Annotated in this window: 20 protein-coding genes; 5 read left to right on the top strand and 15 right to left on the bottom strand. The window is 72.3% G+C overall.

All coding sequences use genetic code 11. The annotated features are described in order from the left end of the window. The first annotated feature begins 81 nt into the window (after positions 1-81). Positions 82-660, top strand: coding sequence for a hypothetical protein (locus tag IE295_RS00295; RefSeq protein ID WP_190061346.1), 579 nt, complete (start codon positions 82-84; stop codon positions 658-660). A gap of 61 nt (positions 661-721) precedes the next feature. Here the strand turns inward: IE295_RS00295 and IE295_RS00290 are convergent, their stop codons facing one another. The 5 genes from IE295_RS00290 to IE295_RS00270 form a co-directional block, all read right to left on the bottom strand. Further along, positions 722-1,318: a hypothetical protein gene (locus tag IE295_RS00290; RefSeq protein ID WP_190061345.1), complete on the bottom strand. Its 597-nt coding sequence runs from the start codon at positions 1,316-1,318 to the stop codon at positions 722-724. 59 nt (positions 1,319-1,377) lie between these two features. Then, complete coding sequence (gene rnhB / locus IE295_RS00285; protein WP_190061344.1) at positions 1,378-2,079, bottom strand: ribonuclease HII; 702 nt, start codon at positions 2,077-2,079, stop codon at positions 1,378-1,380. A 78-nt stretch (positions 2,080-2,157) separates the two neighbouring features. Next, positions 2,158-3,051 carry an ADP-ribosylglycohydrolase family protein gene (locus IE295_RS00280; protein ID WP_190061343.1) on the bottom strand — a complete coding sequence of 298 codons (894 nt, stop codon included), beginning with the start codon at positions 3,049-3,051 and terminating at the stop codon, positions 2,158-2,160. Positions 3,052-3,062: 11 nt separating this feature from the next. Continuing rightward, positions 3,063-3,722 carry a histidine phosphatase family protein gene (locus tag IE295_RS00275; RefSeq protein ID WP_190061342.1) on the bottom strand — a complete coding sequence of 220 codons (660 nt, stop codon included), beginning with the start codon at positions 3,720-3,722 and terminating at the stop codon, positions 3,063-3,065. A 34-nt stretch (positions 3,723-3,756) separates the two neighbouring features. Then, positions 3,757-5,388 carry an ABC-F family ATP-binding cassette domain-containing protein gene (locus tag IE295_RS00270; protein WP_190061341.1) on the bottom strand — a complete coding sequence of 544 codons (1,632 nt, stop codon included), beginning with the start codon at positions 5,386-5,388 and terminating at the stop codon, positions 3,757-3,759. A gap of 132 nt (positions 5,389-5,520) precedes the next feature. On the opposite strand from IE295_RS00270, the gene IE295_RS00265 reads away from it, so the two are divergent. Beyond that, entirely contained in the window at positions 5,521-6,147 is a 627-nt protein-coding gene (locus IE295_RS00265) for a TetR/AcrR family transcriptional regulator (RefSeq protein ID WP_372478787.1), read from the top strand. Between the two features lie 114 nt (positions 6,148-6,261). Here the strand turns inward: IE295_RS00265 and IE295_RS00260 are convergent, their stop codons facing one another. Together IE295_RS00260 and IE295_RS00255 are read right to left on the bottom strand one after the other, a co-directional pair. Further along, positions 6,262-6,867, bottom strand: a complete 606-nt coding sequence (locus tag IE295_RS00260) for a YdbC family protein (RefSeq protein ID WP_190061339.1) — start codon at positions 6,865-6,867, stop codon at positions 6,262-6,264. Between the two features lie 144 nt (positions 6,868-7,011). After that, the gene (locus IE295_RS00255) at positions 7,012-7,797 is read right to left on the bottom strand and encodes an amidohydrolase family protein (RefSeq protein ID WP_190061338.1); all 786 of its coding nucleotides are present in this window, start codon (positions 7,795-7,797) and stop codon (positions 7,012-7,014) included. A gap of 101 nt (positions 7,798-7,898) precedes the next feature. Between IE295_RS00255 and IE295_RS00250 the strand changes: the two genes are divergently transcribed. Then, on the top strand, positions 7,899-8,273 hold the full coding sequence (locus IE295_RS00250) for a MerR family transcriptional regulator (protein ID WP_190061337.1): 375 nt from the start codon (positions 7,899-7,901) through the stop codon (positions 8,271-8,273). 50 nt (positions 8,274-8,323) lie between these two features. Here the strand turns inward: IE295_RS00250 and IE295_RS00245 are convergent, their stop codons facing one another. Together IE295_RS00245 and nrdR are read right to left on the bottom strand one after the other, a co-directional pair. Then, the gene (locus IE295_RS00245) at positions 8,324-11,200 is read right to left on the bottom strand and encodes a vitamin B12-dependent ribonucleotide reductase (RefSeq protein ID WP_190061336.1); all 2,877 of its coding nucleotides are present in this window, start codon (positions 11,198-11,200) and stop codon (positions 8,324-8,326) included. A 113-nt stretch (positions 11,201-11,313) separates the two neighbouring features. After that, positions 11,314-11,853: a transcriptional regulator NrdR gene (nrdR, locus tag IE295_RS00240; RefSeq protein ID WP_190061335.1), complete on the bottom strand. Its 540-nt coding sequence runs from the start codon at positions 11,851-11,853 to the stop codon at positions 11,314-11,316. A gap of 648 nt (positions 11,854-12,501) precedes the next feature. Between nrdR and lexA the strand changes: the two genes are divergently transcribed. Beyond that, positions 12,502-13,287 carry a transcriptional repressor LexA gene (lexA, locus tag IE295_RS00235; protein ID WP_086570154.1) on the top strand — a complete coding sequence of 262 codons (786 nt, stop codon included), beginning with the start codon at positions 12,502-12,504 and terminating at the stop codon, positions 13,285-13,287. 88 nt (positions 13,288-13,375) lie between these two features. Here the strand turns inward: lexA and IE295_RS00230 are convergent, their stop codons facing one another. The 4 genes from IE295_RS00230 to IE295_RS00215 all read right to left on the bottom strand — a co-directional run bounded on the left by IE295_RS00230 (position 13,376) and on the right by IE295_RS00215 (position 19,776). Next, positions 13,376-15,352, bottom strand: coding sequence for an ATP-dependent DNA helicase (locus IE295_RS00230; RefSeq protein WP_190061334.1), 1,977 nt, complete (start codon positions 15,350-15,352; stop codon positions 13,376-13,378). Positions 15,353-15,484: 132 nt separating this feature from the next. Beyond that, on the bottom strand, positions 15,485-16,321 hold the full coding sequence (locus IE295_RS00225) for a GNAT family N-acetyltransferase (protein WP_372478786.1): 837 nt from the start codon (positions 16,319-16,321) through the stop codon (positions 15,485-15,487). Between the two features lie 6 nt (positions 16,322-16,327). After that, on the bottom strand, positions 16,328-18,247 hold the full coding sequence (locus IE295_RS00220) for an IucA/IucC family protein (RefSeq protein ID WP_190061333.1): 1,920 nt from the start codon (positions 18,245-18,247) through the stop codon (positions 16,328-16,330). Beyond that, entirely contained in the window at positions 18,244-19,776 is a 1,533-nt protein-coding gene (locus IE295_RS00215; protein WP_190061332.1) for a diaminobutyrate--2-oxoglutarate transaminase family protein, read from the bottom strand. The genes IE295_RS00220 and IE295_RS00215 overlap by 4 nt, the downstream gene beginning before the upstream one ends. Before the next feature lie 260 nt (positions 19,777-20,036). On the opposite strand from IE295_RS00215, the gene IE295_RS00210 reads away from it, so the two are divergent. After that, positions 20,037-21,242 (top strand): trypsin-like serine peptidase, encoded by a 1,206-nt coding sequence (locus tag IE295_RS00210; protein WP_190061331.1) that lies wholly within the window; start codon positions 20,037-20,039, stop codon positions 21,240-21,242. A gap of 82 nt (positions 21,243-21,324) precedes the next feature. On the opposite strand, the gene hflX is transcribed toward IE295_RS00210, so the two are convergent. Together hflX and IE295_RS00200 are read right to left on the bottom strand one after the other, a co-directional pair. Then, on the bottom strand, positions 21,325-22,827 hold the full coding sequence (gene hflX, locus IE295_RS00205) for a GTPase HflX (protein WP_190061330.1): 1,503 nt from the start codon (positions 22,825-22,827) through the stop codon (positions 21,325-21,327). 137 nt (positions 22,828-22,964) lie between these two features. Beyond that, complete coding sequence (locus IE295_RS00200) at positions 22,965-24,443, bottom strand: M1 family metallopeptidase (RefSeq protein ID WP_190061329.1); 1,479 nt, start codon at positions 24,441-24,443, stop codon at positions 22,965-22,967. Between the last annotated feature and the right edge of the window lie 45 nt (positions 24,444-24,488).

Genomic DNA, 24,488 nt, shown 5'->3' with positions numbered 1-24,488 from the left:
CCCGCCGGGACCGCCGCTGCGGCACGCGCCCCCGCCTGACCTCCCGCCCCGGACCGTGGGCGTGCAGACGAAGGGAGAATCATGGCCCTCGGCTTCGCCCCACCGTTGTCCGCCGATTCCGCTTCCCGTCTGGGCAGGCTGCTCGAACCCGCCGAATGGGCCGCGTCCGGCATTCCGCTGCTGCGCAATCCGCGCGAGGTCGTCACCGGCCTGTACGACCGTCACCTGCCGGTGTCGTCCACGGCCGTCGTCGCGGTCCTCCACCCGGACGAACGGCTCGCGGCGAGTGCCTCTTTCGTACGCCGGACCGGGGCCGCCGACGGCTGGGAGCTGCGCAACGCGCTCCTGTCCCAGCTGCGCCGGGTCATCCCGCACGACCTGCGCAGACGGTCCCCGGTCCGCACGGCCGTCCTGCTCTACTGCCGCGAGGGCGAGGCCCATTGGACCGAGGAGGACGGCGCCTGGATGTGGGGACTGCGCGACGCCTGCACCCTGCACGGGCTGCGCTGCGGCGCGTACATCACACTCACCGCCGCCGGCTGGCAGATCCTCGGCGAGGGCCGCAACGGACGTCAGCCGCACTCGTCCGTCCGCCCGCCCCTGCGCGCCGGATCCGGCGGCGGTCCGGGCGGGGCGTACCGCCGCGCGGTCGCGCGGTGACGGGACGGGTCACGGCGGCCGATCAGCCCCGTACGGGACGGCCGGCCACCGGAATCACCCGTCAGACGCCCGCGGCCAGGAGGGTGTTGACCCGCTGGGGATCGCCGCAGACGATCAGCAGCGCGCCGGCGCGGGACATCGCCGCGGGCAGCGCGCGGGCCACCGCGGCGTCCGTGCCGCCGTTGACGACCACGACCACGACCGGGCGCGGGCGGGCCCGCTCGGCGTCGGCGGCCGCGTAGAAGACGTCGTCGCCGGCGTCGTGCTGCGCCCAGTAGGACGCCTCGCCGAAGGACAGCTCGTGGGCCGCCCACGGGTGCGGGTCGCCGGTCGTGAGCACCAGCACCTCGCCGGGCGTCCGGCCGGTGTCGAGCAGCAGGTCGATGGCCTCGTCCGCGGCGTCCAGGGCACCCTCGACGGACGCGGGTATCAGCTGGATCTGCGCGGTGGACGCCGGGGCGTCCGCCGTCGCCGCGCGCGGGGCGGGCCGGGGCGGGGCCGGCACCGGGCCGCGCGGGGAGCCGGGACCGGACCGCGTGGGGGCCGGGCGGGGACCAGGAACAGGGCGGGGGGTCGGCGCGGTGCGGCCGGGGGCCGGAACTGCGCGGGGACCCGGGACACTCTCGTGAATCTGAGGCTCCTCGGGGATGAGAGGCATGAGTCGATATTTATCAAACGCCGGTGCGAGTCGCGTCGGCGGGTGGCGTTTTGGGCCACTCAGAAGTCGAAGCCGAGCTGGCCACCGGCCTCCAAAGCCATGTTGTCGGGGGTGATGCGCACCCTCTTGAGATGCTGCCACTTCGGCAGCGCGTCCAAGTAGGCCCAGGACAGCCGGTGGTGCGGGGTCGGGCCCAGCTCCTCCAGGGCGGCGCGGTGCACCGGGGAGGGGTATCCGGCGTTGTCCCCGAAACCGAAGTCCGCGTGGACGGCACCCAGTTCGGCCATCATCGCGTCCCGCCTGACCTTGGCGATCACGGAGGCCGCCGCGACGGCCACACAGGACTGGTCGCCCTTGATGACCGTACGGACCCTCCAGGGGTCGCCGAGGTAGTCGTGCTTGCCGTCGAGGATCACCGCGTCGGGCCGGACGGGCAGGCCCTCCAGCGCGCGGGTCGCCGCCAGCCGCAGCGCCGCCGTCATGCCCAGCTCGTCGATCTCCCCCGGGGAGGCGTCGCCGAGGGCGTAGGCGGTGACCCAGCTCTCCAAGGTCGTGGCGAGGGCGGTGCGGCGCTTGAGGGTCAGCAGCTTGGAGTCGGTGAGACCCTCCGGCGGGCGGCGCAGGCCGGTGACGGCGGCGCACACGGTGACCGGACCGGCCCAGGCCCCTCGGCCGACCTCGTCCACACCGGCGACGATCTTTGCTCCGGTCGTCGCTCGGAGAGAGCGCTCGACGCTGTGGGTAGGCGGTTGGTAGGGCATGGCGCCAGTAAGGTTACGCCCCTGGCGCCGGGCTGTCCCGCCCCGCCCCCACTCCTCGTTTCCCCGGCCGCCCTCCGGTCAGCGCGGGGCGTCCGGCAGCCAGGCGGGGAGCGCCTCGGTGTCGCGCAGCCAGCCCTCCGGCGGAGCGCCCCGTTCCGCCGCGGCGACCACGCCGCAGGCGATGGCGGACGTGGTGTCCACGTCCCCGCCGGCCCGCGCCGTCGTCCAGAACGCCTTCTCGAACGAGTCGAGATGGCGGGCCGCCGCCCACAGCGCGAAGGGCACCGTGTCATGGGCGCTGGTGCGGCGCCCGCAGCCCAGCACCGCGGCCACGGTGGTGACGTCCGCGTAGTCGAGCATGTCGCGGGCGCGGCGCAGCCCGGCGTGGACCGCGCTGCGGGGCACCAGCGCGATCACGCCGTCCAGCAGCGCCTCGGGGGCGACGGTCCGGGAGGGGTCGCCGGCGATGGCCGCCGCCGCGGCCACCGCCATGGTCCCGGCCACGGCCTCGCGGTGCTGGTGGGTGGTGTAGGCCGAGATCTCGGCCTGGTGCGTCGCCTGCTCCGGGTCGTCCGCGTACCAGGCGCCCAGCGGGGCGATGCGCATGGCGGCGCCGTTGCCCCAGGACCCCTGCCCCTTGAACAGCCCGGCGGCAAGCTCACGCCAGTCGCCGCCCTCCCTGATCAGGCGCAGCATCCGGTTGACCGCCGGACCGTAGCCGCGGTCGAAGTCGTGGCGCTCGGCGAAGGAGCGCGCGAGGGCGTCCTGGTCGATGCGGCCGTGCTCGGCGAGGACGGCCAGCACGGAGCAGGCCATCTCGGTGTCGTCGGTCCAGCGCCACGGGGCGGGCGGCAGCTCGTGGCGCTTGAGCGACGGATAGTTGGCGGGGACGAAGAACTGGGAGCCGAGGGCGTCACCCACGGCCAGCCCTCGCAGACTCGCCAGGGCTCGGTGGAATCGGTCAGCGCTCATCGCAGCGAACTCTAACCGGTGAAGCCATACGATTCAGGGGTGCACCAGCGCTCGAACGGCCTGTCCAGGTGATAGCGGCCGTCCTGCCCGAGCACCAGCATCCGCGTCTCGGCGTTGCCGGGGTTCGACAGCGACTCGAACTCGGCGACGCTCCAGTGCAGCCACCTCATGCAGAACAGCCGCATGGTGAGGCCGTGGGTGACCAGGAGAACGTTCGGCGGATGGCCGGGATCGTCGAAGCTGCGCCACAGGCTCTCCAGGAAGGCACCCACCCGGTCGTACACATCGGCACCCGACTCGCCCTGGGCGAAGCGGTAGAAGAAGTGGCCGTAGGCGTCGCGGTAGGCCTTCTGGCGGCGGACGTCGTCCCGGTCCTGCCAGTTCCCCCAGTCCTGCTCGCGCAGCCGCGGCTCCTCGCGGACCCGGATGCGGCGCGGGTCGAGTGCCAGTGCCTGGAGGGTCTGGTGGGCGCGGCGATAGGGCGAGACGTAGACGGAGACCTCTTCGTCCCCGAAGAGCTCCCGCAGCCGGACTCCCGCCTCCTCGGCCTGCTTGCGGCCGGCCTCCGTCAGGCTCAGGGCGTGGTCCGGCTCCCGTTCGTACACCGTGTCGTCGACATTGCCCTCCGACTCTCCGTGCCGGATGAGGACGATGCGCCGGGGCCGTGACATGCCGCCACCCTAATTCGAACGGAGAGCGGGCGCCTCACGCCCCCGGCCCGGCCGGCGTGATCAGCGTCCGGCCGTCGCGGATCTCGCACCTGTCGCCGGCGAAGCGCCTGCTCAGCGCCCTGTCGTGGGAGACGATCACCACGGCGCCGGGCCATGCGGCCAGGGCCTGCTCGAGCTCCTCGACGAGGCCGAGGGCGAGGTGGTTCGTGGGCTCGTCGAGGAGCAGCAGGTCCGCCGGGCGGGCGAGCAGCCGGGCGAGGCCGAGGCGGCGGCGCTGCCCGACCGAGAGGGAGCCGACGGGCACGTGCAGGTCGCGCTCCCGGAAGAGGCCGTACGACAGCAGCAGCTCCCGCTGTTCCTCGGCATCGCCCGGCAGTCCGCGCCGGAAGGCGTCGGCCAGTCGCTCCGCCGGCCGGTCGACGGGTATCTCCTGGGCGAGGTATCCGATGCGTCCTCGGCGGCGAACGGTGCCGGTGTCGGGATGGGCGGCGCCGGCCATCAGCCGCAGCAGTGTCGTCTTCCCGGCTCCGTTGGGGCCGTGGACCAGCAGCCGCCCGCCGGCGCGGACGGTGAGCGCGTCGACCGTCAGCCGGTCGCCGACGCGTATCCCTTCGAGCGTGACCAGCTCCCCTTCGGCGGCACCGGCCTCGGGCCGGGCGGCGAACCGCAGGGGGTCCGGCGGGCGGGGCACGGGCTCCTCCCGCAGCCTGCGCAGGCGCTCGTGCGCGTTGCGCACGCGGCTCGAGACGGAGGACTGCACACGGCCCCCGTTGCGGTCGTACGCCATCTTGTTGCCGTCCTTGATCGCGCGGCCCACGGCGACGTCGCGGGCCGTGGTCGCGGCGGCCTCGACGAGCGCCTGCGTCTCGGCGCACCAGCGCGCGTAGGCCTGCTCCCACCGGCCGCGGGCGGCGGCGCGCCCGGCGACGTACCCGGCGTAGCCTCCGCCGTAGCGGACGAGCGTGCGCCGGTCGGCGTCCACCTCGATCACGGCGGTGGCGACGCGCTCGAGGAAGACCCGGTCGTGGGAGACGGCCACCACCGTGCCGGAATGCGCCCGCAGGCTGTCCTCCAGCCAGGTCAGGGCCGCGGCGTCCAGATGGTTGGTCGGCTCGTCCAGGAGCATCACCTCGGGCGCGGCGGCGAGGAGGCAGGCGAGTCCCAGCCGGGCCTGTTCGCCGCCCGACAGGCTCCCCAGGCGCCGCTCGCGCGCGATGTGGGCGACGCCGAGTCCGTGCAGGGCCTTGTCGACCCGGGCGTCGGCCTCGTACCCGCCACGGGCCTCGAAGGCGGTGAGCACCTCCCCGTACTCGGCGAGCGCCTCCGCGCCCGCGGCATCGAGCCCGGCCTCCAGCTCCCGCAGCCTGCCTTCCATGGCGCGCAGGTCGGCGAGCGCGGCGTCGATCACCTGGGCGACCGTGCTGTCCATGGGCAGGGCCGGCGTCTGGCCCAGGTGGCCGATGCCGCCGCCGGCCGACGTCACCACCGTGCCGTCCGCAGGCCGTTCGAGTCCGGCCAGCAGTCGCAGGAGCGTGGACTTGCCCGCGCCGTTCTCCCCCACGACGCCGATCCGCTCCCCCGGTCGCACAGAGAGGGACACGCCGTCGAGCAGCAGGCGGTCTCCTCGGCTGACGGACACATCACGCAGAGAAAGCTGAGCAGGCATGGACGACCCCCCGAGGACGAACAAGCGATGGCCGCGGGCGGTGAAGCACGCCCGCGAGGACAGCAAACGCAACCGAAGTTGCGTTACCCTCAGCATGGCATAGCGCCCCCACTAACACAACTGGAGTTGCAATTGCCTTCGGAGAACCCGTCCTCCAACGCTCCGGGCACGGTCCGTCCCGGCGGACGAACCGCCCGCACCCGCGCCGCCGTCCGCGACGCGGTCCTCGCCGGCCTCGTCGAGCACGGCTACCCCGGGCTCACCATCGAGTACGTCGCCGAGCACTCGGGCGTGCACAAGACCACGCTCTACCGGCGCTGGGGCGGCGTCGAAGGGCTGGTGGCCGACGCCCTGGACTTCGCGGGCGAGGACAGCTGGACCCCACCGGACACGGGATCGCTCGAAGGTGACCTGCGGGCCCTCGCCCTCGAGATCGTCGAGACCTTCACCGACCCGGCGGGCGCGGCGGCCCCCACCGCCTTCATCGCCGCCGCCTTCCAGTCCGAACGCGCCGCCGACGCGCTGCGCGGCTTCTACGCCGAGCGCTTCTCGCGCTGCGCACCGCTGGTCGAGCGGGCCGTGGAGCGCGGCGAGGCCCCGCCCGGCACCGATGCGGGCGCCGTCGTGCGGGCCGTTTCCGCGCCCGTGTTCCTCCGGCTCTTCATCACCCGCGAACCCCTGGACGCGGCCACCGCGCACCAGGCCGCCGACGCCGCACTCGCCGCGATCCGGGCCGGGACCTACGCCTCACGAACCTGACCGCGCCCAGCCGACCACGCCACACCGAGCACGACCGAGCACGACGAACCGAGCACGACGAACCGACCCGCACCGAGCCGTGCCACGCCGCTCCCGGACAGCCCGGGCCCGGAGTCACACCGTCCAGGACTGCTCTATCTTCACCACATCACCGGTGATCGCCGCGACATCGGCCTCGGTCTGCGCCCGCAGGCCGAGGCGCTCGACCCGGTCGGCCCGGTATTTTCCGTGCTCGGCCTCGGAGTTCCACAGGGACAGCACCAGGAACTCCTGGCCGGGCGCCTCCCCGAAGACCCCCCGCAGCATGCCCGGGGAACCGGCCATCGCCGGATTCCACACCTTCTCCTGCATGAGCGTGAAGTGCTCCACGCGGTCCTCGCGGATCCGGCAGTGGGCGAACCGCACCACGTCCGCGTCCGCGAATTGCGGCTGAAAACCGACCTTCACATCGAAGCGGTGCTCGAAGAGCCGCACCTGGATGTTCTTGTACGTGCCGGCCTGCGCGGCCGCCAGTCTGTCGTGCGATCGCGCCATGAAGGAGTCGTAGAAGGCCCGGCTCTCCCAGAAGCCGAAGAGGTGCACGACGTCAGGGCGGGCCCGGCTCCAGCCGCCGCCCTGCCCCCGGAATCCGGGCTCGCCCAGCAGTCCCGCCCACTTTCGCTGCCCCCGCTCGAACCCCCGGCGGTCCACCACGGTGCAGCGAATCCACTTGACCAGCACCGACCCATCGTACGGCCCCGGCAGTGGCGTGGGTCACGTACGCGAGGAGTACACCCGACAGGACGGCCCGAAACCGCACAGACCGAGACCGCACGGACCGAGACCGCACAGACCGAGACCGCACGGCCGGAGCCGCGCGTGCCGTCAGAGACCGAGCAGCTCCGCGAGGGTGCCGCCGAGGACGCGATCGCGCAGCGCACCCGGTCGGGTCACGCGTTCGACGGTGGCGCGGGCGAGAACCGGGTCGCCATAGGGGGCGTCTGAACCGAACAGTGTGCGGTCAGGTACCTCGTTGATGGCCAGTTTCACCGCGAAGATGACGTTGGCCGTCGACAGGTCCAGGTACATGTTCGGGGTTTCCCTGGCCAGCTCGATGGCCGTCAGCCAGTTCGGTCCGCCGAGTTGGCTGATCACCAGGGGGACGGTCGGATGGCGGCGCGCGAGACCGGCCAGGGTCGCCAGGTCACCCGCCGTGGTCGGCGCGAACCCGTGCACGACGACCGGCAGCCCGCCGTGATCGGCGGCTGCCCTCAGGACCGGCTCGATCCGACCGGCCTCGTCCGGCGGCGGCGTCAGCTCGCCGATGCCCGCGAAGCCCCGGCCGACGATCTCCCGCTCGACGTCCGCCGCGATCTGCTGGGCCGGCAGGTCCAGGCGAACCTTGCCGAAGCCGATGAAACGCCCGGGGTATGCCGCGCACGCCGACTCGAGTTCCCGCCTCGCGGCCTCGTGGCTGTCCGGACCGTCGGACCGTCCATTGATCGTCTCGCCCAGCACACTCATTTCGCGCCGGAGCGAGGCCAGATCGGTGGCCCGCTCGGGATGCGGCCGGGTGCCGAAGAGCACGGCCCGGTCGACTCCTGCCTCGTCCAGCAGGGCGATGTGGCTGTGCACGGGATCGTGGACATGGCTGTGCGCGTCGATGATCAACGATTTCTCCTGGTCAGGACCGGTAACGGCGACGGAATGCCGCCGCCGGCCCCATCGTTGAAGGTTGACACCATGGCAAGGTCAAGCTCCGCGGAGAAACGATGCTGATTGGGCAGTTGGCCAAGAGAACCGGGACGAGTGAGCGCCTCCTCCGCTACTACGAAAGCGTCGGCCTTCTCGCCTCGACCCGTCAGGCCAACGGATACCGCGACTACGACGATGCCGCCGAGCAGACGGTCGGGCAGATTCGCGCCCTCCTGGCGGCCGGCCTGTCCACCGGTGTGATCCGGCAGGTGCTGCCCTGCGCCCTCGCGGACGGCGCGCTGCGTCCGTGCCCGGGAGTACTGAACAAGCTGCATGCCCGACTCGCCCACCTCGACCGGCGCGCGGACGAATTGGCGCAGGCTCGCCGGACCCTGCAACGGGCCATTGCGGCAGCCGAACAAGCCGAAACGCCCGGTGGGGTGTCGACATGACGTCGACACCCCACCTGAGCAGCTAATTCACGCCCGATGAGGGCTCACGGTCAGCTGCAGCCGCTGGTGGAGCCGCAGCCCTCGCACAGGTAGCAGCTGCCCGCGCGGCGCATCTTGGTGCCGCAGGAGAAGCACAGCGGCGCGTCGGCGTTCAGGCCCAGCTGCATCTCCACGAGCTCGGTGGAGTTGTGCACCTGCTTCGGGGCCGGTGCGGCGGCCGCCGGCTGGACCGGGGCCTCCGGCTTCGCGGGCTCTACGTGGCGCGGGGCCGACTGGGCGAGACCCTCGACGTCGACCTCGTCGTCGGTCGGCTCGTACGAACCGGTGTCCAGGTGGCGCTGGCGCTCCTCGGCGGAGTGGATGCCCAGGGCGGAGCGGGTCTCGAAGGGCAGGAAGTCGAGCGCCAGGCGGCGGAAGATGTAGTCGACGATCGACTGCGCCATCCGCACGTCCGGGTCGTCCGTCATGCCGGCCGGCTCGAAGCGCATGTTGGTGAACTTCGAGACGTAGGTCTCGAGCGGCACGCCGTACTGCAGGCCCACCGACACGGCGATCGAGAAGGCGTCCATCATGCCCGCGAGGGTCGAGCCCTGCTTGGACATCTTCAGGAAGACCTCGCCGAGACCGTCGTCCGGGTAGGAGTTGGCGGTCATGTAGCCCTCGGCGCCGCCCACCGTGAAGGAGGTGGTGATGCCCGGGCGGCCCTTGGGGAGGCGCTTGCGGACGGGGCGGTACTCGACGACCTTCTCCGCGACGGGGGCGGCCGCGGGAGCCTTGGCCTCCTCCTTCTCCTTCTTCTTGGCGGAGAGCGGCTGGCCGACCTTGCAGTTGTCGCGGTAGATCGCGAGGGCCTTCAGGCCCATCTTCCAGCCCTCGAAGTAGACCTCCTCGACCTCCTCGACGGTGGCCGACTCGGGCAGGTTCACGGTCTTGGAGATCGCGCCCGAGAGGAACGGCTGCGCGGCGGCCATCATGCGCACGTGGCCCATGGCGGAGATCGCGCGCTCGCCCATGGCGCAGTCGAAGACCTCGTAGTGCTCGGCCTTCAGGCCCGGGGCGTCGATCACATTGCCGTGCTCGGCGATGTGGGCGACGATCGCCTCGACCTGCTCCGGCTGGTAGCCGAGCCGCTTGAGCGCCTTGGGGACCGTGTTGTTCACGATCTGCATGGAGCCGCCGCCGACGAGCTTCTTGAACTTCACCAGCGCCAGGTCCGGCTCGACGCCCGTGGTGTCGCAGTCCATCATCAGGCCGATGGTGCCGGTGGGGGCCAGCACGGAGGCCTGGGCGTTGCGGAAGCCGTTCTTCTCGCCGAGGCGGATCACGTCCTGCCAGGCCTCGGTCGCGGCGGCCCAGACGGGGGTGTCCAGGTCGTCCATGCGCCGGGCGGAGGTGTTGGCGTCGGCGTGCTGCTTCATGACGCGCTGGTGGGCGTCGGCGTTGCGGGCGTAGCCGTCGTACGGGCCGACGACCGCGGCCAGCTCGGCGGAGCGCCGGTAGGACGTGCCGGTCATCAGCGAGGTGATGGCGCCGGCCAGGGCGCGGCCGCCGTCGCTGTCGTAGGCGTGGCCGGTGGCCATGAGCAGGGCGCCGAGGTTGGCGTAGCCGATGCCCAGCTGGCGGAAGGCGCGGGTGGTCTCGCCGATCTTCTCGGTCGGGAAGTCGGCGAAGCAGATGGAGATGTCCATCGCCGTGATGACCAGCTCGACGACCTTGGCGAAGCGCTCGGCGTCGAACGACTGGTTGCCCTGGTCGTCGTCGCGGAGGAACTTCATGAGGTTGAGGGAGGCGAGGTTGCACGAGGAGTTGTCCAGGTGCATGTACTCGCTGCACGGGTTGGACGCGGTGATCCGGCCCGTCTCCGGCGAGGTGTGCCAGTGGTTGATCGTGTCGTCGTACTGGATGCCCGGGTCGGCGCAGGCCCAGGCCGCCTCCGCCATCTTGCGGAAGAGGCCCTTGGCGTCGATCTCCTCGATGACCTCACCGGTCATCCGCGCGCGCAGGCCGAACTTCGAGCCGGTCTCGACGGCCTTCATGAACTCGTCGTTGACGCGGACGGAGTTGTTGGCGTTCTGGTACTGGACGGAGGTGATGTCCTCGCCGCCCAGGTCCATGTCGAAGCCGGCGTCGCGCAGGGCGCGGACCTTCTCCTCCTCCTTCACCTTGGTCTCGATGAAGGCCTCGACGTCGGGGTGGTCGACGTCGAGGACGACCATCTTGGCCGCGCGGCGGGTGGCGCCGCCCGACTTGATCGTTCCGGCGGAGGCGTCGGCGCCGCGCATGAAGGAGACGGGACCGGAGGCGTTGCCGCCGGAGGACAGGAGCTCCTTGGAGGAGCGGATGCGGGAGAGGTTCAGGCCGGCGCCGGAGCCGCCCTTGAAGATCATCCCCTCTTCCTTGTACCAGTCGAGGATGGACTCCATGGAGTCGTCGACGGAGAGGATGAAGCAGGCGGAGACCTGCTGCGGCTGCTTGGTGCCGACGTTGAACCAGACCGGCGAGTTGAAGCTGAAGACCTGGTGCAGCAGGGCGTAGGTCAGCTCGTGCTCGAAGATCTCGGCGTCCGCCGGGGAGGCGAAGTACCCGTGCTCCTCACCGGCCTTGCGGTAGGTGAGCACGACGCGGTCGATCAGCTGGCGGAGGCTGGACTCGCGCTGGGGGGAGCCGGTGGCACCGCGGAAGTACTTGCTGGTGACGATGTTGACCGCGTTCACCGACCAGAAGTCGGGGAACTCGACGCCACGCTGCTCGAAGTTGATCGAGCCGTCGCGCCAGTTGGTCATGACGACGTCCCGGCGCTCCCAGACCACCTCGTCGTACGGATGCACGCCGGGGGTGGTGTGGACGCGCTCGATCCGCAGCCCCTTGCCGCCCTTGTTTCCCTTGGAGCGGGAACCTCGCGCGGAGCCGCTCGTCGTCTCGGTCATGCCGCCTCCCTCTTCGGGCAAAAACGCCCTAATGCGCCTAATTCTTCCGGGGCGCGATGTGTTCTGTCACCCGGCTGCGCTCAGCGCGCCGGGCAGGTCTGGATTGGTCGCCGCTAGTCGGCGGCCGGAGCGGGCGCGGGGACTTCGCCGCCCCCGGCGCGGCAGGCCGCGACCGGCACGCAGCCGTCGCCGGCGCCGCCGTCCTCGCACAGGCCGGCGCGGAGCTCGGCGACCGCGGCCTCGAAGTCCTCGAGCGAGTCGAACGCCTGGTAGACGGACGCGAAGCGCAGGTACGCGACGAGGTCGAGGTCCTTGAGCGGGCCGAGTATGGCGAGCCCGACGTCGTGCGTGGAGAGCTCGGCGCTGCCCGTGGCGCGCACCGCCTCCTCGACCCGCTGGCCGAGCTGGGCCAGGGCGTCCTCGGTGACCGGTCGCCCCTGGCACGCCTTGCGCACTCCGGAGATCACCTTGGTGCGGCTGAAGGGCTCGGTGACCCCGCTCCGCTTGATGACCATGAGTGACGCGGTCTCCACGGTGGTGAACCGGCGGGAGCAGTCGGGGCACTGGCGGCGTCTGCGGATCGAACAGCCGTCATCGGTGGTCCGGCTGTCGACGACTCGACTGTCGGGGTGCCTGCAGAAGGGGCAGTGCATCGCTCTCCACCCTCCTTCACCCTCGAGGAACCTCGAAACAACGTCCAAAACCGCTGACGAACGCCGCCGAACGCCGATGAACATCGACAAATACCGACAGGTGCGTACGCCTCCGGCACCGGCGGTCCCCGTCAGGGGTCTCGCCGGGCAGCCCCCAGCATAGGCGATGGCCACCACTGGGGATGACCAGGAGGGGGCACCGACCACAACTTGTGGGTAGCCGTCGCCATCAAAGCACTAGATCTGGTGCCAGGCACCCAACCGGCGCCCAGCGCGTGTCGTGTCGGCGGGGCGGGAGGCGTGCCTGCGCGCCGGGCCCGGGGGCGGGCCGACGACGCGTGGGTGACACACTGGACCCAGGGCGCGGCGACGCCGCGCGGTGCCGTCCGGCAGGTCCCGAATCGGCTAATGTCCGGCTACCGCCCGGCCCGGGCGCGCTCCGGCAGCGGCCCGTCGGACACGGGGTCCGGTCCCCTGGGCTTCGTGCCGGAGGTTACCGTAATGGGGCGAATTGATCTCCGCTCGTACACCCTCTCCCTTGATCACGTCAGCCGATCCTCGATATTTCACTCGAACGTGTGTTTGGCGCAACCTTTCGAAAGCAACTACCGTTGTCCAGCTAGGGAGAACATCTCGAGAGGGGCCGACGTGACCACCACCGCAGACAGCGCCACCATCACCGCCCAGGACCGCTCCCAGAACCGACTCGACCAGGCACACCCGATGAATGACGCAGCCATGAACGCCGAGGGGCAGAAGCCGGCCCGATCGCTCCCCGGGCGGCCGCCGGGCATCCGCGCCGACAGCTCCGGGCTCACCGACCGGCAGCGCCGCGTGATCGAGGTCATCCGGGACTCCGTCCAGCGCCGTGGATACCCACCTTCCATGCGCGAGATCGGCCAGGCGGTGGGGCTCTCCAGCACCTCGTCCGTCGCCCACCAGCTCATGGCCCTCGAACGGAAAGGCTTCCTCCGCAGGGATCCGCACCGTCCCCGGGCCTACGAGGTACGCGGCTCCGATCAGCCGAGCACCCAGCCCACCGACACCTCGGGCAAGCCCGCCGCCTCGTACGTTCCCCTGGTCGGCCGCATCGCCGCCGGTGGCCCGATCCTGGCCGAGGAGTCCGTCGAGGACGTCTTCCCCCTCCCCCGCCAGCTGGTGGGTGACGGAGAGCTCTTCGTCCTCAAGGTGGTCGGCGACTCCATGATCGAGGCCGCGATCTGTGACGGCGACTGGGTGACGGTGCGCCGCCAGCCGGTCGCGGAGAACGGCGACATCGTGGCCGCCATGCTCGACGGCGAGGCCACGGTCAAGCGCTTCAAGCGCGAGGACGGCCACGTCTGGCTGCTCCCGCACAACGCGGCCTACCAGCCGATCCCCGGCGACGACGCCACGATCCTGGGCAAGGTCGTGGCGGTGCTGCGGCGCGTGTGAGACCACCGCCGGAAGACCGGCCCCGGAACCACTGCGCCGGTTCCGGGGCTTTTCTCTGCGCCAGGTGAGGCCCTGGCGAGGCCGGGTTCTAGCGGCCCTCGGCCCTGGCCGCCGCGTCGATGGCGGCCAGCGAGCGCCGCGCCTGGTTACGGTCGGTGGTGTACCAGAAGTCGGGCAGCGAGGCCCGCAGGAAGCTGCCGTAGCGGGCGGTGGCCAGGCGGGGGTCCAGCACCGCGACGACGCCCCGGTCCCCCGAGGCCCGTACGAGCCGGCCCGCGCCCTGAGCCATCAGCAGCGCCGCGTGCGTCGCGGCGACGGCCATGAAGCCGTTGCCGCCGTTCTCCTCCACGGCCCGCTGGCGGGCGCTCATCAGCGGGTCGTCCGGGCGCGGGAACGGCACCCGGTCCATGACGACCAGCTGACAGCTCGGCCCCGGGACGTCGACCCCCTGCCAGAGCGAGAGGGTGCCGAACAGGCACGTGCGCGGGTCGGCCGCGAAGTTCCGGATGAGCTCGCCGAGCGTCTCCTCGCCCTGCAGCAGGATCGGCACGTCGAGCCGTCCGCGCAGCTCCTCGGCGGCCGCCTGCGCGGCCCGCATCGACGAGAACAGCCCCAGCGTCCGTCCGCCGGCGGCCTCCACCAGCTCCGCCAGCTCGTCGAGCATGTCCCCGCGGGTGCCCTCGCGGCCGGGCTGCGCGAGGTGCTTGGCGACATAGAGGATGCCCTGCTTGGGATAGTCGAAGGGCGAGCCGACGTCGACGCCCTTCCACTCCGGGAGGTCCTCGCCCTCGACGCCCTCGGGGGCCAGCCCCAGGGAGGCGCCGACGCCGTTGAAGTCCCCGCCCAGCTTGAGCGTGGCGGAGGTGAGCACCACGGACCGCTCGTTGAAGAGCTTCTCCCGCAGCAGCCCGGAGACCGACAGCGGCGCGACGCGCAGGGAGGCGCCGAAGCGGTCGTGCCGCTCGTACCAGACGACGTCGTACTCGGAGCCCTCCACGATCCGCTCGGCCACCGCGTGGATGTTCTCCACGGACGCGAGGGCCTGCTTGCGGACCGCGTCCTCGTCCTGGACCGACTTGTCGCGGGTGTTGCCCAGCGCCGTGATCACCGTGCGGGCGGCGTCGCGCAGGGACATCAGGCAGTAGCCCAGGTCCTCGGGGATCTCCTCGAGCCGGCCCGGAAGGGCGAGCTCCATCAGCCGCTCGAAGCTCTCGGCCGCGGTCTGCAGCGCGTCGGCCGCCTTCTCGTCCACCAGCTTGGCGGCCCGCCGCACCGCGCGGTTGACCTGGCCGGGGGTGAGCTCGCCGGTGGCGACGCCGGTGACGCGGGAGACCAGCTCATGGGCCTCGTCGACGATCAGCACCTCATGGCCGGGGAGCACCGGCGCGCCCTCGATCGCGTCGATCGCGAGCAGGGCGTGGTTGGTGACCACGACCTCCGCCAGCTTGGCCCGCTCGCGGGCCGCCTCGGCGAAGCACTCGGCGCCGTACGCGCACTTGGAGGCGCCCAGGCACTCCCGGGAGGTCACGGACACCTGCGACCAGGCGCGGTCGGAGACGCCGGGCGTGAGATCGTCCCGGTCGCCGGTCTCGGTCTCGTCCGCCCAGTCGCGCAGCCGCAGCAGGTCCTTGCCGAGCTTGCTGGACGGGGCCGCCGCCTCGAAGGGGTCGAACAGCCCCTCCTCCTCTTCCTGCGGCACGCCCTCGTGCAGCCGGTGAAGGCAGAGGTAGTTCGACCGGCCCTTGAGCATGGCGAACTCCGGGCGGCGGCGCAGCAGCGGGTGCAGCGCGTCGACCGTCCGTGGCAGATCGCGCTCGACGAGCTGCCGCTGCAGCGCGAGCGTCGCGGTGGCGACGACCACGCGCTCACCGTGCGCGAGGGCCGGGACCAGGTAGCCGAGCGACTTACCGGTGCCGGTGCCCGCCTGCACGAGCAGATGGGAATTGCCGTCGATGGCCGCGGAGACGGCTTCGGCCATCGCGACCTGGCCGGGCCGCTCGGTGCCCCCGACGGCGGAGACGGCCGCGTGCAGCAGTTCGGTGAGAGTAGGCGAGGTGGCAGTCATAGCGCTGTCAGCCTACGGGGCGGCACTGACATCGTGTGCCGGGACGGCCCTCCCGGCACACGGCAGAGCCCTCGAACCGGCGGGAACGCCGCCCGCCGCCGCCCGGTCAGGGTGGCGGCGGAACGCCCCGCGTCAGAGCACCGCGCGCAGGACACGATCGCGGATCATCACGGCGGCGCGCTTGTCGGGCAGCTGCACCTCGCCGGACAGCCGGAAGCCCGCGCCGAGGAAGGCGGCGAGGGACGGAGTGTTGCGCAGATCGGGCTCGCCGACGACCCGGCCGCAGGAGGGCCGGTGATCCAGCACGAGGTCGGAGACGGTCCGCAGCAGCAGTGTGCCCAGGCCCCGCCCCCGGTCGGCCACGTTGCCCAGGAGGAAGTGGATGCCGGTGTCGTGCGGCCGGGAGGGGTAGTGGCGGGCGATGGGGTCGAGGTCCGCGCGGTAGACCTCCCAGTAGCTCATGGGGATGCCGCCGAGGACTCCCAGGCAGGGGACGCTCCGGCCGTCCCCGTCGAGCTGGACCCGCAGATGGTCGGCGATCACGCCGTCCGGGCCGGACAGCCCCCAGAACGCGGCGACTGCCGGATCGTTCATCCACTGGCCGATCAGCCGGATGTCGCGCTCGATGCCGACCGGTACGAGCCGGAAGGGGCCCGCTTCCGTACCGACGGCCCCCCAGCCGGCGACGCCGTCGAGGAGGTCGGGCCCGGGTGGCGGCCCGGGGGTGCCCTGGCGTTCGTAGGCGAGGAAGTCGATGAGCCCGTCGGTCAGGGGCAGTTCGAGCGTGTCCGCGATGTCCGCTCCGGCCGGCCCGGCGAACGGGTCCGGCGCGGCGAACGGGTCACGCGGCGCATCAGGCAGCAGACCGGTCAGCGGGTCCGGCAGCCGGCCCGTCAGCGCGTCCGGCAGCGGGTCGGTCAACGGGTCGAAGGCGGGGGCGATGCGGCCGTCGTCCCTCTCGGTGCTCATCCGCCCTCACCCCGCCGATGCCGCGAGCGGGTTGGCGACGGTGACGTAGACGGACTGCGTGTCCACCGGCCCCACGAGTTCGTCCAGGCCGCGCAGCCTGGTCAGCAGATTGGCCTTGCAGCGCAGGCTCGGCGCCTCGAGGAAGTGCCCGGGGAGCGACGAGCTCGTGGGGGACGGACCGGAGAGGGAGTCCTTGAGGAAACGGCGCAGGGCGGCCAGCAGGATCTCCTCGTCGGCCAGGCGCTGGGCACCGAAGGCGCCGATGAGCCCGAGGACGTTGTTGATGCCGAGGTAGTAGAAGAACCTTTCGTCGGCGACGTCGTCGGGGACGAAGGTGTCGCTCTCCTTGCTGATGGCGGGCAGCCGGCGGGTGAGCGCGGCGCGGTGGGACTCCCGGAAGTAGTAGCCCTGGTTGTCGCGGAAGCGCCCGCCGACCGGCCAGCCGTCGGTGTCGAGCAGGACGAGGGTGTTCTGCTGGTGGGCCTCCAGGGCGATGCCCGCTTCTCCGTCGAGCCACAGCAGGGGGCGGACGACCGCGTCCAGGTAGCGCAGGAACCACTCGGTGGCAACGGCTCCCCCCGGCCGGCCCGTGCGGTGGGCGAGCCGGGCGATCGTCCGGGCGAGGCGCGAGCTCATGGCGGGCTGCCCGGCGGCGGTCGCGGTGCCGGGCCAGGGCCGGGGCGAGGTGAGTCCGGCGACGCACACGGCGTCGTCGCCGGGCCCGAAGGGGTTGTGGCGGATGACGACGTCGACCCCGGGAAGCGGGGCGCCGTCGGGGGTGTCGACGGCAAGCCAGGCGGGGTCGCGGACGATGTCGAAGCCGAGGCCGCCGGGGCAGGCCGCCCGCCAGCGCTCGGCGAGACCGCTGCGCAGCAGCCGGTGCACCTCGACGCCGCGCCACAGCTCCTTGCGGAGGTTCTCCCGGCGCGAGTTGGTGATGCGCAGGCCGAGGGAGAACTTGAGCATGGCGGGTGCGCCGGGCCGGTGCGCGGTGCGCAGGGAGGAGGTGGGGTACCAGGGTTCGCCGTGGGCGCCGAGGTCCTGCAGCAGTCCGGCGTCGAACAGGCGGGCAGCGTCGGGGCGGTGACGGATGTCGCGGGCCTGCCAGGGGTGCATGGGCAGGGCGACGGTGCCGTCCGGAAGCGTGAGTTCCAGCCCCGGTCCGGCGATGCGGGCGGCGAGGGTGGGCGCGTCGACCGCGCGGCCGCGTTCGGTCCAGGCGGAGTCGGCGGCCAGTACGGAACGGTGGACGGCCAGCCAGTGCAGCGGGAAGCGGCCCCGTGACTCGGGTGAGTAGCCGGTCGCTTCGGCGTCGGAGAGGCCTTCGCGGCTCTTGGGCGTGGGGTGCAGGGGGTGCCCGAGGAGGAGGGACTGTTCGCCGTGGAGGAAGAGGTTCCCGTCGTCGGGGTCGGCGGGCCGCTCGCGCCGGTCCGCGAGGAAGACGGCCGTGCGGCGGGCCGAGTCGGCGACCCGGGCGACGAGTTCGGCGCCGCCGTCGGCGGGGGCGTGCCCGGCCTGCGCGGCGCGGTGGGCGGCCTCGCGGCCGAGCAGGGCGGCCAGGGTGACGGCGTCGAAGGCCGGGGCGTCGTCGGGGCCGCCCGTGAGGGTGACCTGACCGAAGCGGTGCCAGCCGGTGCGGGACCAGTAGCGCACCGGCACGCTCAGCGGGATCCCGGACGCGTTGAGCGGGAGGTAGAGGATGTCGCCGTGGGGGCGGGGGATGTCGTTCTCGCGCACCCAGCAGCGCAGCAGGTTCTCCACGGCGGCCGCGTCGGCGGCCACGCGCGGGTCCGAGTGGTCCAGCGGGTCGGCGGGGGTGTGCGGGCCCGGCTCCGGTGGGTCGCCGCGGTGGCCGCCCGGCCGGGGCACCGCGGAGGACAGTCCCTGGCCGGCCGGGGACGCATCGGTGGGGCGGGACGCGTTCATGCGGTGTGCGGCGCGCGGGTGGACGGCGTTCCGGCCGGGGTCGCGGCGCCTGCCTCCTTCGGCGTTCGGGGGGTGGGGATCCGGCGGCCGGTGCGCGAGGCCGCGGCGATGGCTTCGGCGAGGCGGTCGAGGACGGCCTCCGCCTGTTCGTCGGTGATGGTCAGCGGCGGCAGCAGACGGACCACGGACGCGTGCCGGCCGCCCAGCTCGACGATCAGCCCGCGGCTCAGGCACTCCTGCTGCACGGCGGCGGCCAGCGCGGGCGCGGCGGGCAGCGGCTCGGTCCGGGGGCCGGCGCCGGAGTCGGGCGCACCGCACCCGGACCCGGCGGCCTCGGCGGCCACGGACCCGGCGGACCCGGATCCGTACGTGTCCTGCGCCGGGCCCTCGGGGTCGACGATTTCGACGCCGAGCATCAGCCCGCGGCCGCGCACCTCGGCCACGCAGTCGTGTTCCGCGGTCAGGGGGCGCAACCGGTCCAGCATGCGCTCGCCGAGCGCGGCGGCCCGTTCGGCCAGGGCGTTCTCCCGGACGTACTTCAGGGTGGCCGTGCCCGCCGCCATGGCCAGCTGGTTGCCCCGGAAGGTGCCGGCGTGGTCGCCGGGCCGCCAGGCGTCGAGCTCGTCGCGGTAGACGATGACGGCGAGGGGGAGACTGCCGCCGATGGCCTTGGACAGGACCATCACATCGGGGACGATCCCGCTGTGTTCGACGGCCCAGAAGGCGCCGGTCCGGCCGACGCCCGTCTGCACCTCGTCGGCGATCAGCGGGATGCCGCGGGCGGCGGTGATCTCGCGCATGCGGCGCAGCCAGCCGTCGGGCGCCGGCAGCACGCCGCCCTCGCCCTGCACGGGTTCGACGATCATTCCGGCCGGTGCCGGGACTCCGCTGTTGGGGTCGTCCAGCAGGCTCTCCGTCCAGCGGGCCGCCAGGCCCTCGCCGGCCTCGCCCCCGGTCGCGAAGGGGCAGCGGTAGTCCTGTGGAAACGGCAGTCTGGTCACGCGTACGTTCGGCGCTCCGCCGGAGACGGCCAGGGCGCCGGACGTCATGCCGTGGTAGGCGCCGGTGAAGGCCAGCAGTCCCTCCCGGCCGGTGGCGGTGCGTACGAGCTTGAGCGCGGCCTCCACCGCGTCGGTGCCGGCCGGTCCGCAGAACTGGATGCGGGCGGACTCGGCCAGTCCGCGTGGCAGGGTGGCGAACAGCTCGCTGGTGAAGTCGTCCTTCACCGGGGTGGCGAGGTCCAGAACGTGCAGCGGGGCGCCGGAGTCCAGGACGGAGCGGATGGCCTCGAGCACCACGGGGTGGTTGTGGCCGAGGGCGAGCGTTCCGGCGCCGGAGAGGCAGTCGAGGTACCGGCGGCCGTCGGCCCCTTCGATCGTCAGTCCGCGCGCGCGGACCGGCACGATGGGCAGCGAGCGGGCGTACGTGCGCGCCGCCGATTCGCGCGCCGACTGCCGTCGAAGGATGCCCTCGTGGCCGGCCGGAGCGCCCGTGGGCGGTACGGGCGACGGTAGTTGAGTCAGGGCCACGGCTCGGTTGCCTCCTCCTGCCGCTGAACGACGGTCGTGTGTCCCCCGTACGTACCAACGACGCCGGGAGCTGCGGATCACGGCCGGAACACAAGATCCTTCACAGCGGAACCGCGGACCCGCCCTCGTCCGTCTCCCCCGGCACCGGCATAGTGTGGCCCTGCCCCTCGCCGGGGCGGTGCATGACAAGTTCACAACATTCCGCACGCAGAGCGGGCATTCGTCCGCAACAGGTACAGATCACAGGGGGAGTCCACTCCATGCCATCGACACGCCGGCCGGCCCTGGCCGCCGCCGCCCTGACCGCCGCGTTGGCGCTGACCGCCACCGCGTGCGGTCCGTCCGACGACAAGGCCTCGGGCGGCGACACCAAGCCCAGCGCCGCCGCGAGCCAGAAGGGCGACGAGCTCCCCAGCCTGCCGAAGGGAATCCCGAGCCAGGACCTGGAGAAGTGGAAGAAGAAGTGGAAGGACGGGGCCTGGAAGAACTGGGACAAGGAACAGTGGGTGCGTGAGGCCCGCGACTTCATCAACCCCATCATCGAGGGCCACTGGAAGCCCGACACGATGAAGGACGCGCGCTCCAGCGACAAGACGCTCGCCACCCAGGGCGCCCCCGGCTCGGTGCCCGGCAGCGGCTCGAGCGACCAGGGCGTCACCGACCCCGAGCCGCGCCCGGTGCAGGCCAAGGCCGTCAATCTGCCGTACCACAACAACGCCGCGCCGGTGGGCAAGGTGTTCTTCGACAGCCCCGAGGGCCACATGGTCTGCTCGGCGACGGTCGTCAAGGACCCGGCGCACCCCGGTAAGTCCAACATGGTCTGGACCGCGGGCCACTGCGTGCACGCCGGCAAGAAGGGCGGCTGGTACCGCAACATCGCCTTCGTGCCGTCGTACAACGACAAGGGCCTGCCGGCCGCGCAGGTCAACAGCGCGCCGGTGACGGACATCGCGCCGTACGGCGTGTGGTGGGCGGACTGGGCGCAGACGTCCGGCCAGTGGATCTCCCAGGGTGCCGAGACCGGTGGCGCGGGCGCCCCGTACGACTTCGCCGTGCTGCACGTGAAGTCCGAGGGCGGCAACGGCAAGTCCCTGGAGGAGACGGTGGGCAACGCCCTGACCGTCGACTTCAGCACCCCGCAGGTGAAGTCCATCCGCAGCATGGGCGCCTGGGGCTACCCGGCCGCGCGGCCCTTCGACGGCCAGAAGATGTACGACTGCATCGACAAGCCGGGCCGCCTGACGATCGAGCCGTCGCAGCCGACCATGTACCGCATCGGCTGCACGATGACCGGCGGTTCCTCCGGCGGCGGCTGGTTCGCGCCCGGCCCCGACGGCAAGGCGGTGCTGGTCTCCAACACCTCGATCGGCCCGTCCAACAGCACCTGGCTGGCCGGCCCGCGCCTGGGCACGGAGGCGAAGGGCGTCTACGACGCGCTCAGCCAGAAGTTCGCGAACAAGCGCTAGGCGCGCACCCGAATACGCACAAGCGGAAGGCCCGCCTCGACGGTCGTCGGGGCGGGCCTTCCGCTTGCTTGTGCGCGGCCGGTCAGGAACGCGCGGCGGGTACGTACCGCTGGAGCTCGGCGGCGAGCTCCTCGTGCACCCGGACCTTGATCAGCGTGCCCTCCGGGGTGTGCTCCTCGGAGATCACCTCGCCGTCGGCGTAGGCCCGCGCGACCAGGGAGCCGTGGGTGTACGGCACGAGGGCCTCGAGCTCCACGGCGGGCCGCGGCAGCTCGGCGTCGATCAGCTTGAGCAGCTCCTCCATGCCCTGGCCGGTGCGCGCCGAGACCGCGATGGAGTGCTTCTCGATGCGCAGCAGCCGCTGCAGGACGAGCGGGTCGGCGGCGTCCGCCTTGTTGATCACGACGATCTCGGGCACGTCCAGGGCGCCCACGTCGCGGATCACCTCGCGGACGGCGGCCAGCTGCTCCTCCGGAGCCGGGTGCGAGCCGTCGACCACGTGGAGGATCAGGTCGGAGTCGCCGACCTCCTCCATGGTGGAGCGGAACGCCTCGACCAGGTGGTGCGGCAGGTGCCGGACGAACCCGACGGTGTCGGCGAGGGTGTAGAGCCGGCCGGACGGCGTCTCGGCCCGGCGCACGGTCGGGTCGAGGGTGGCGAACAGGGCGTTCTCCACCAGCACGCCCGCGCCGGTGAGGCGGTTGAGCAGCGAGGACTTGCCGGCGTTGGTGTACCCGGCGATGGCGACGGACGGGATCTTGTTCCGCCGGCGCTCCTGGCGCTTGATGTCGCGGCCGGTCTTCATCTCCGCGATTTCCCGGCGCATCTTCGCCATCTTCTCGCGGATCCGCCGCCGGTCCGTCTCGATCTTGGTCTCACCGGGACCACGGGTGGCCATGCCGCCGCCGGACGAACCGGAGCCACCACCACCCATCTGCCGGGACAGCGACTGACCCCAGCCGCGCAGCCTCGGCAGCATGTACTGCATCTGGGCCAGCGAGACCTGGGCCTTGCCCTCGCGGGACTTGGCGTGCTGGGCGAAGATGTCGAGGATCAGGGCGGTCCGGTCGACCACCTTGACCTTGACGACGTCCTCGAGGTGGATCAGCTGGCCGGGGCTGAGCTCACCGTCGCAGACGACGGTGTCGGCGCCGGTCTCCAGGACGATGTCCCGCAGCTCCTGCGCCTTGCCCGAGCCGATGTACGTGGCCGGGTCCGGCTTGTCGCGCCGCTGGACGACACCGTCGAGGACGAGGGCGCCCGCGGTCTCCGCGAGCGCGGCCAGCTCGGCGAGGGAGTTCTCGGCGTCCTGGACCGTTCCGGACGTCCAGACGCCGACCAGCACCACGCGCTCCAGGCGCAGCTGCCGGTACTCGACCTCGGTGACGTCCTCGAGCTCGGTGGACAGTCCCGCCACGCGGCGCAGCGCCGCGCGCTCGGAGCGGTCGTACTGCTCGCCGTCGCGCTCTCCGTCGATCTCGTGGCTCCAGGCGACGTCCTCTTCCATCAGGGCGTCGGCCCGAAGGCTCTCCGGGAGGCTCTGCCGGTCCTGCCGGTCCTGGGGAAGGGAAGAAGAGGAGGTCATTTGATCCTTTACGTCGTCGGTACCTGGCGCCCTCGCGTCGAGGGCTCTCATGGTCGGCAACGCCCGGAGGGCCCCGGAGATTCCCGGGGCCGGCGGCCTCGCCGACCCGTCGATGGTCCCACGCCCCCGCCGGGCCGTCACGCGGGTTTCCGGGCTGCCGCCTTCCAGTCGGGGTGGCCGGGCATGGGCGGGGTCTTCTGTCCGTACAGCCAGGGCTTCAGGAAGCCCGACTGGTCGCGGCCGGACACCTCGGAGGCCAGCGCGACGAAGTCCGCAGTGGTGGCGACGGAGTCGCGGTGGCGGGCGACCCACGTGCGCTCCAGGCGGTCGAAGGCGGCCGCCCCGATCCGCTGGCGCAGCGCGTAGAGCACGAGCGCGCTGCCGTCGTAGACGATCGGGCGGAAGATGCTGATCTTCTTGCCGGGGACCGCCTCCTTGGGGGCGGCGGGCGGTCCGCCGTCGGCGCGCCACTGGTCGGAGAGGCCGTAGGCGGCGCGCATGCGGTCCTGGAGCCTGCGGCCCGCCTTCTCGTCCGCGTACAGCGCCTCGTACCAGGTGGCGTGGCCTTCGTTGAGCCAGAGGTCGGACCACTGGCGCGGGCTGACGCTGTCGCCGAACCACTGGTGGGCCAGCTCGTGGACCATGACCGACTCGATGTACCAGGCGGGGAAGCCCGGCTTGACGAACAGGTCCCGCTCGAAGAGCGAGAGGGTCTGGGTCTCGAGCTCGAATCCGGTGGAGGCGCCGGCGATGAGCACGCCGTAGTTCTCGAAGGGGTACTGCCCGACCTTTCCCTCCATCCAGGAGATGTGGGAGGGGGTCTTCGCCGTCCAGGTGTCGAGCTCCTTCTGGTCCTCCGCCGGGACCACGTCGCGCAGCTGCAGCCCGTGCGGGCCGGAGCGCTGGGGCACGGCGGAGCGGCCGATGGCCACCTGGGCGAGCTCGGTGGCCATGGGGTGGAGCGTGCGGTAGACCCAGGTGGTGTCCGCCCCTTCGGTGCTGCGGCCGGCGGGCCGTCCGTTGGCAACGACCGTCAGTTCCTTGGGCGCGGTGACGCGGAAGGTGAACAGGGCCTTGTCCGAGGGATGGTCGTTGCCGGGGAAGACGCGGTGGCCGGCGTCGGCCTGGTTGGCCATGACGAGGCCGTCCGCGGTGGGCACCCAGCCGCCCTCGCCCTCGCCGCGCGGGTCGCTGGTGTGGTGGACGGTGACCGTGAAGGACCCGCCGGAGGCCAGCGCCTGGGCCGGGGTGACGACCAGGTCCTCCCCGGCGGCCGCGTACTGGGCGGCGACGCCGTTGACCTCGACCTTGCCGACCGTGCCGTGGGTGAAGTCCAGGTTGAAGCGCTCCAGCCGGGAGGTGGCGCGGGCGACGATTCTGGTCACCGCGTCGAGCGGCTGGTTGTTGGCGCGGTAGGTGAAGGAGATGTCGTAGGAGGCGATGTCGAAGCCGGGATTGCCCAGGTGCGGGAAGAGCCGGTCGCCGATTCCCACGGCGGCCGGGCCGGGCGGCGCGGCGGCTCCGAGGACCAGGGTGGCCGCGGCCGCGACCAGGACGGCACGGCGGCGCAGGGACTGACGGCGCTGAGGGGAGCGGCCCCCGGGTGAGTACGGCATGCGTCCACCGCTACCAGCGCCCGGCGGTCCACGAGCGGCGGCGCG

The organism is Streptomyces griseocarneus (assembly GCF_014655595.1).
GTDB classification, from domain to species: Bacteria; Actinomycetota; Actinomycetes; order Streptomycetales; family Streptomycetaceae; genus Streptomyces; species Streptomyces griseocarneus.
The sequence above is the reverse complement of the archived record's forward strand: the minus strand, read 5'-3'. Positions and strand labels throughout refer to the sequence as shown.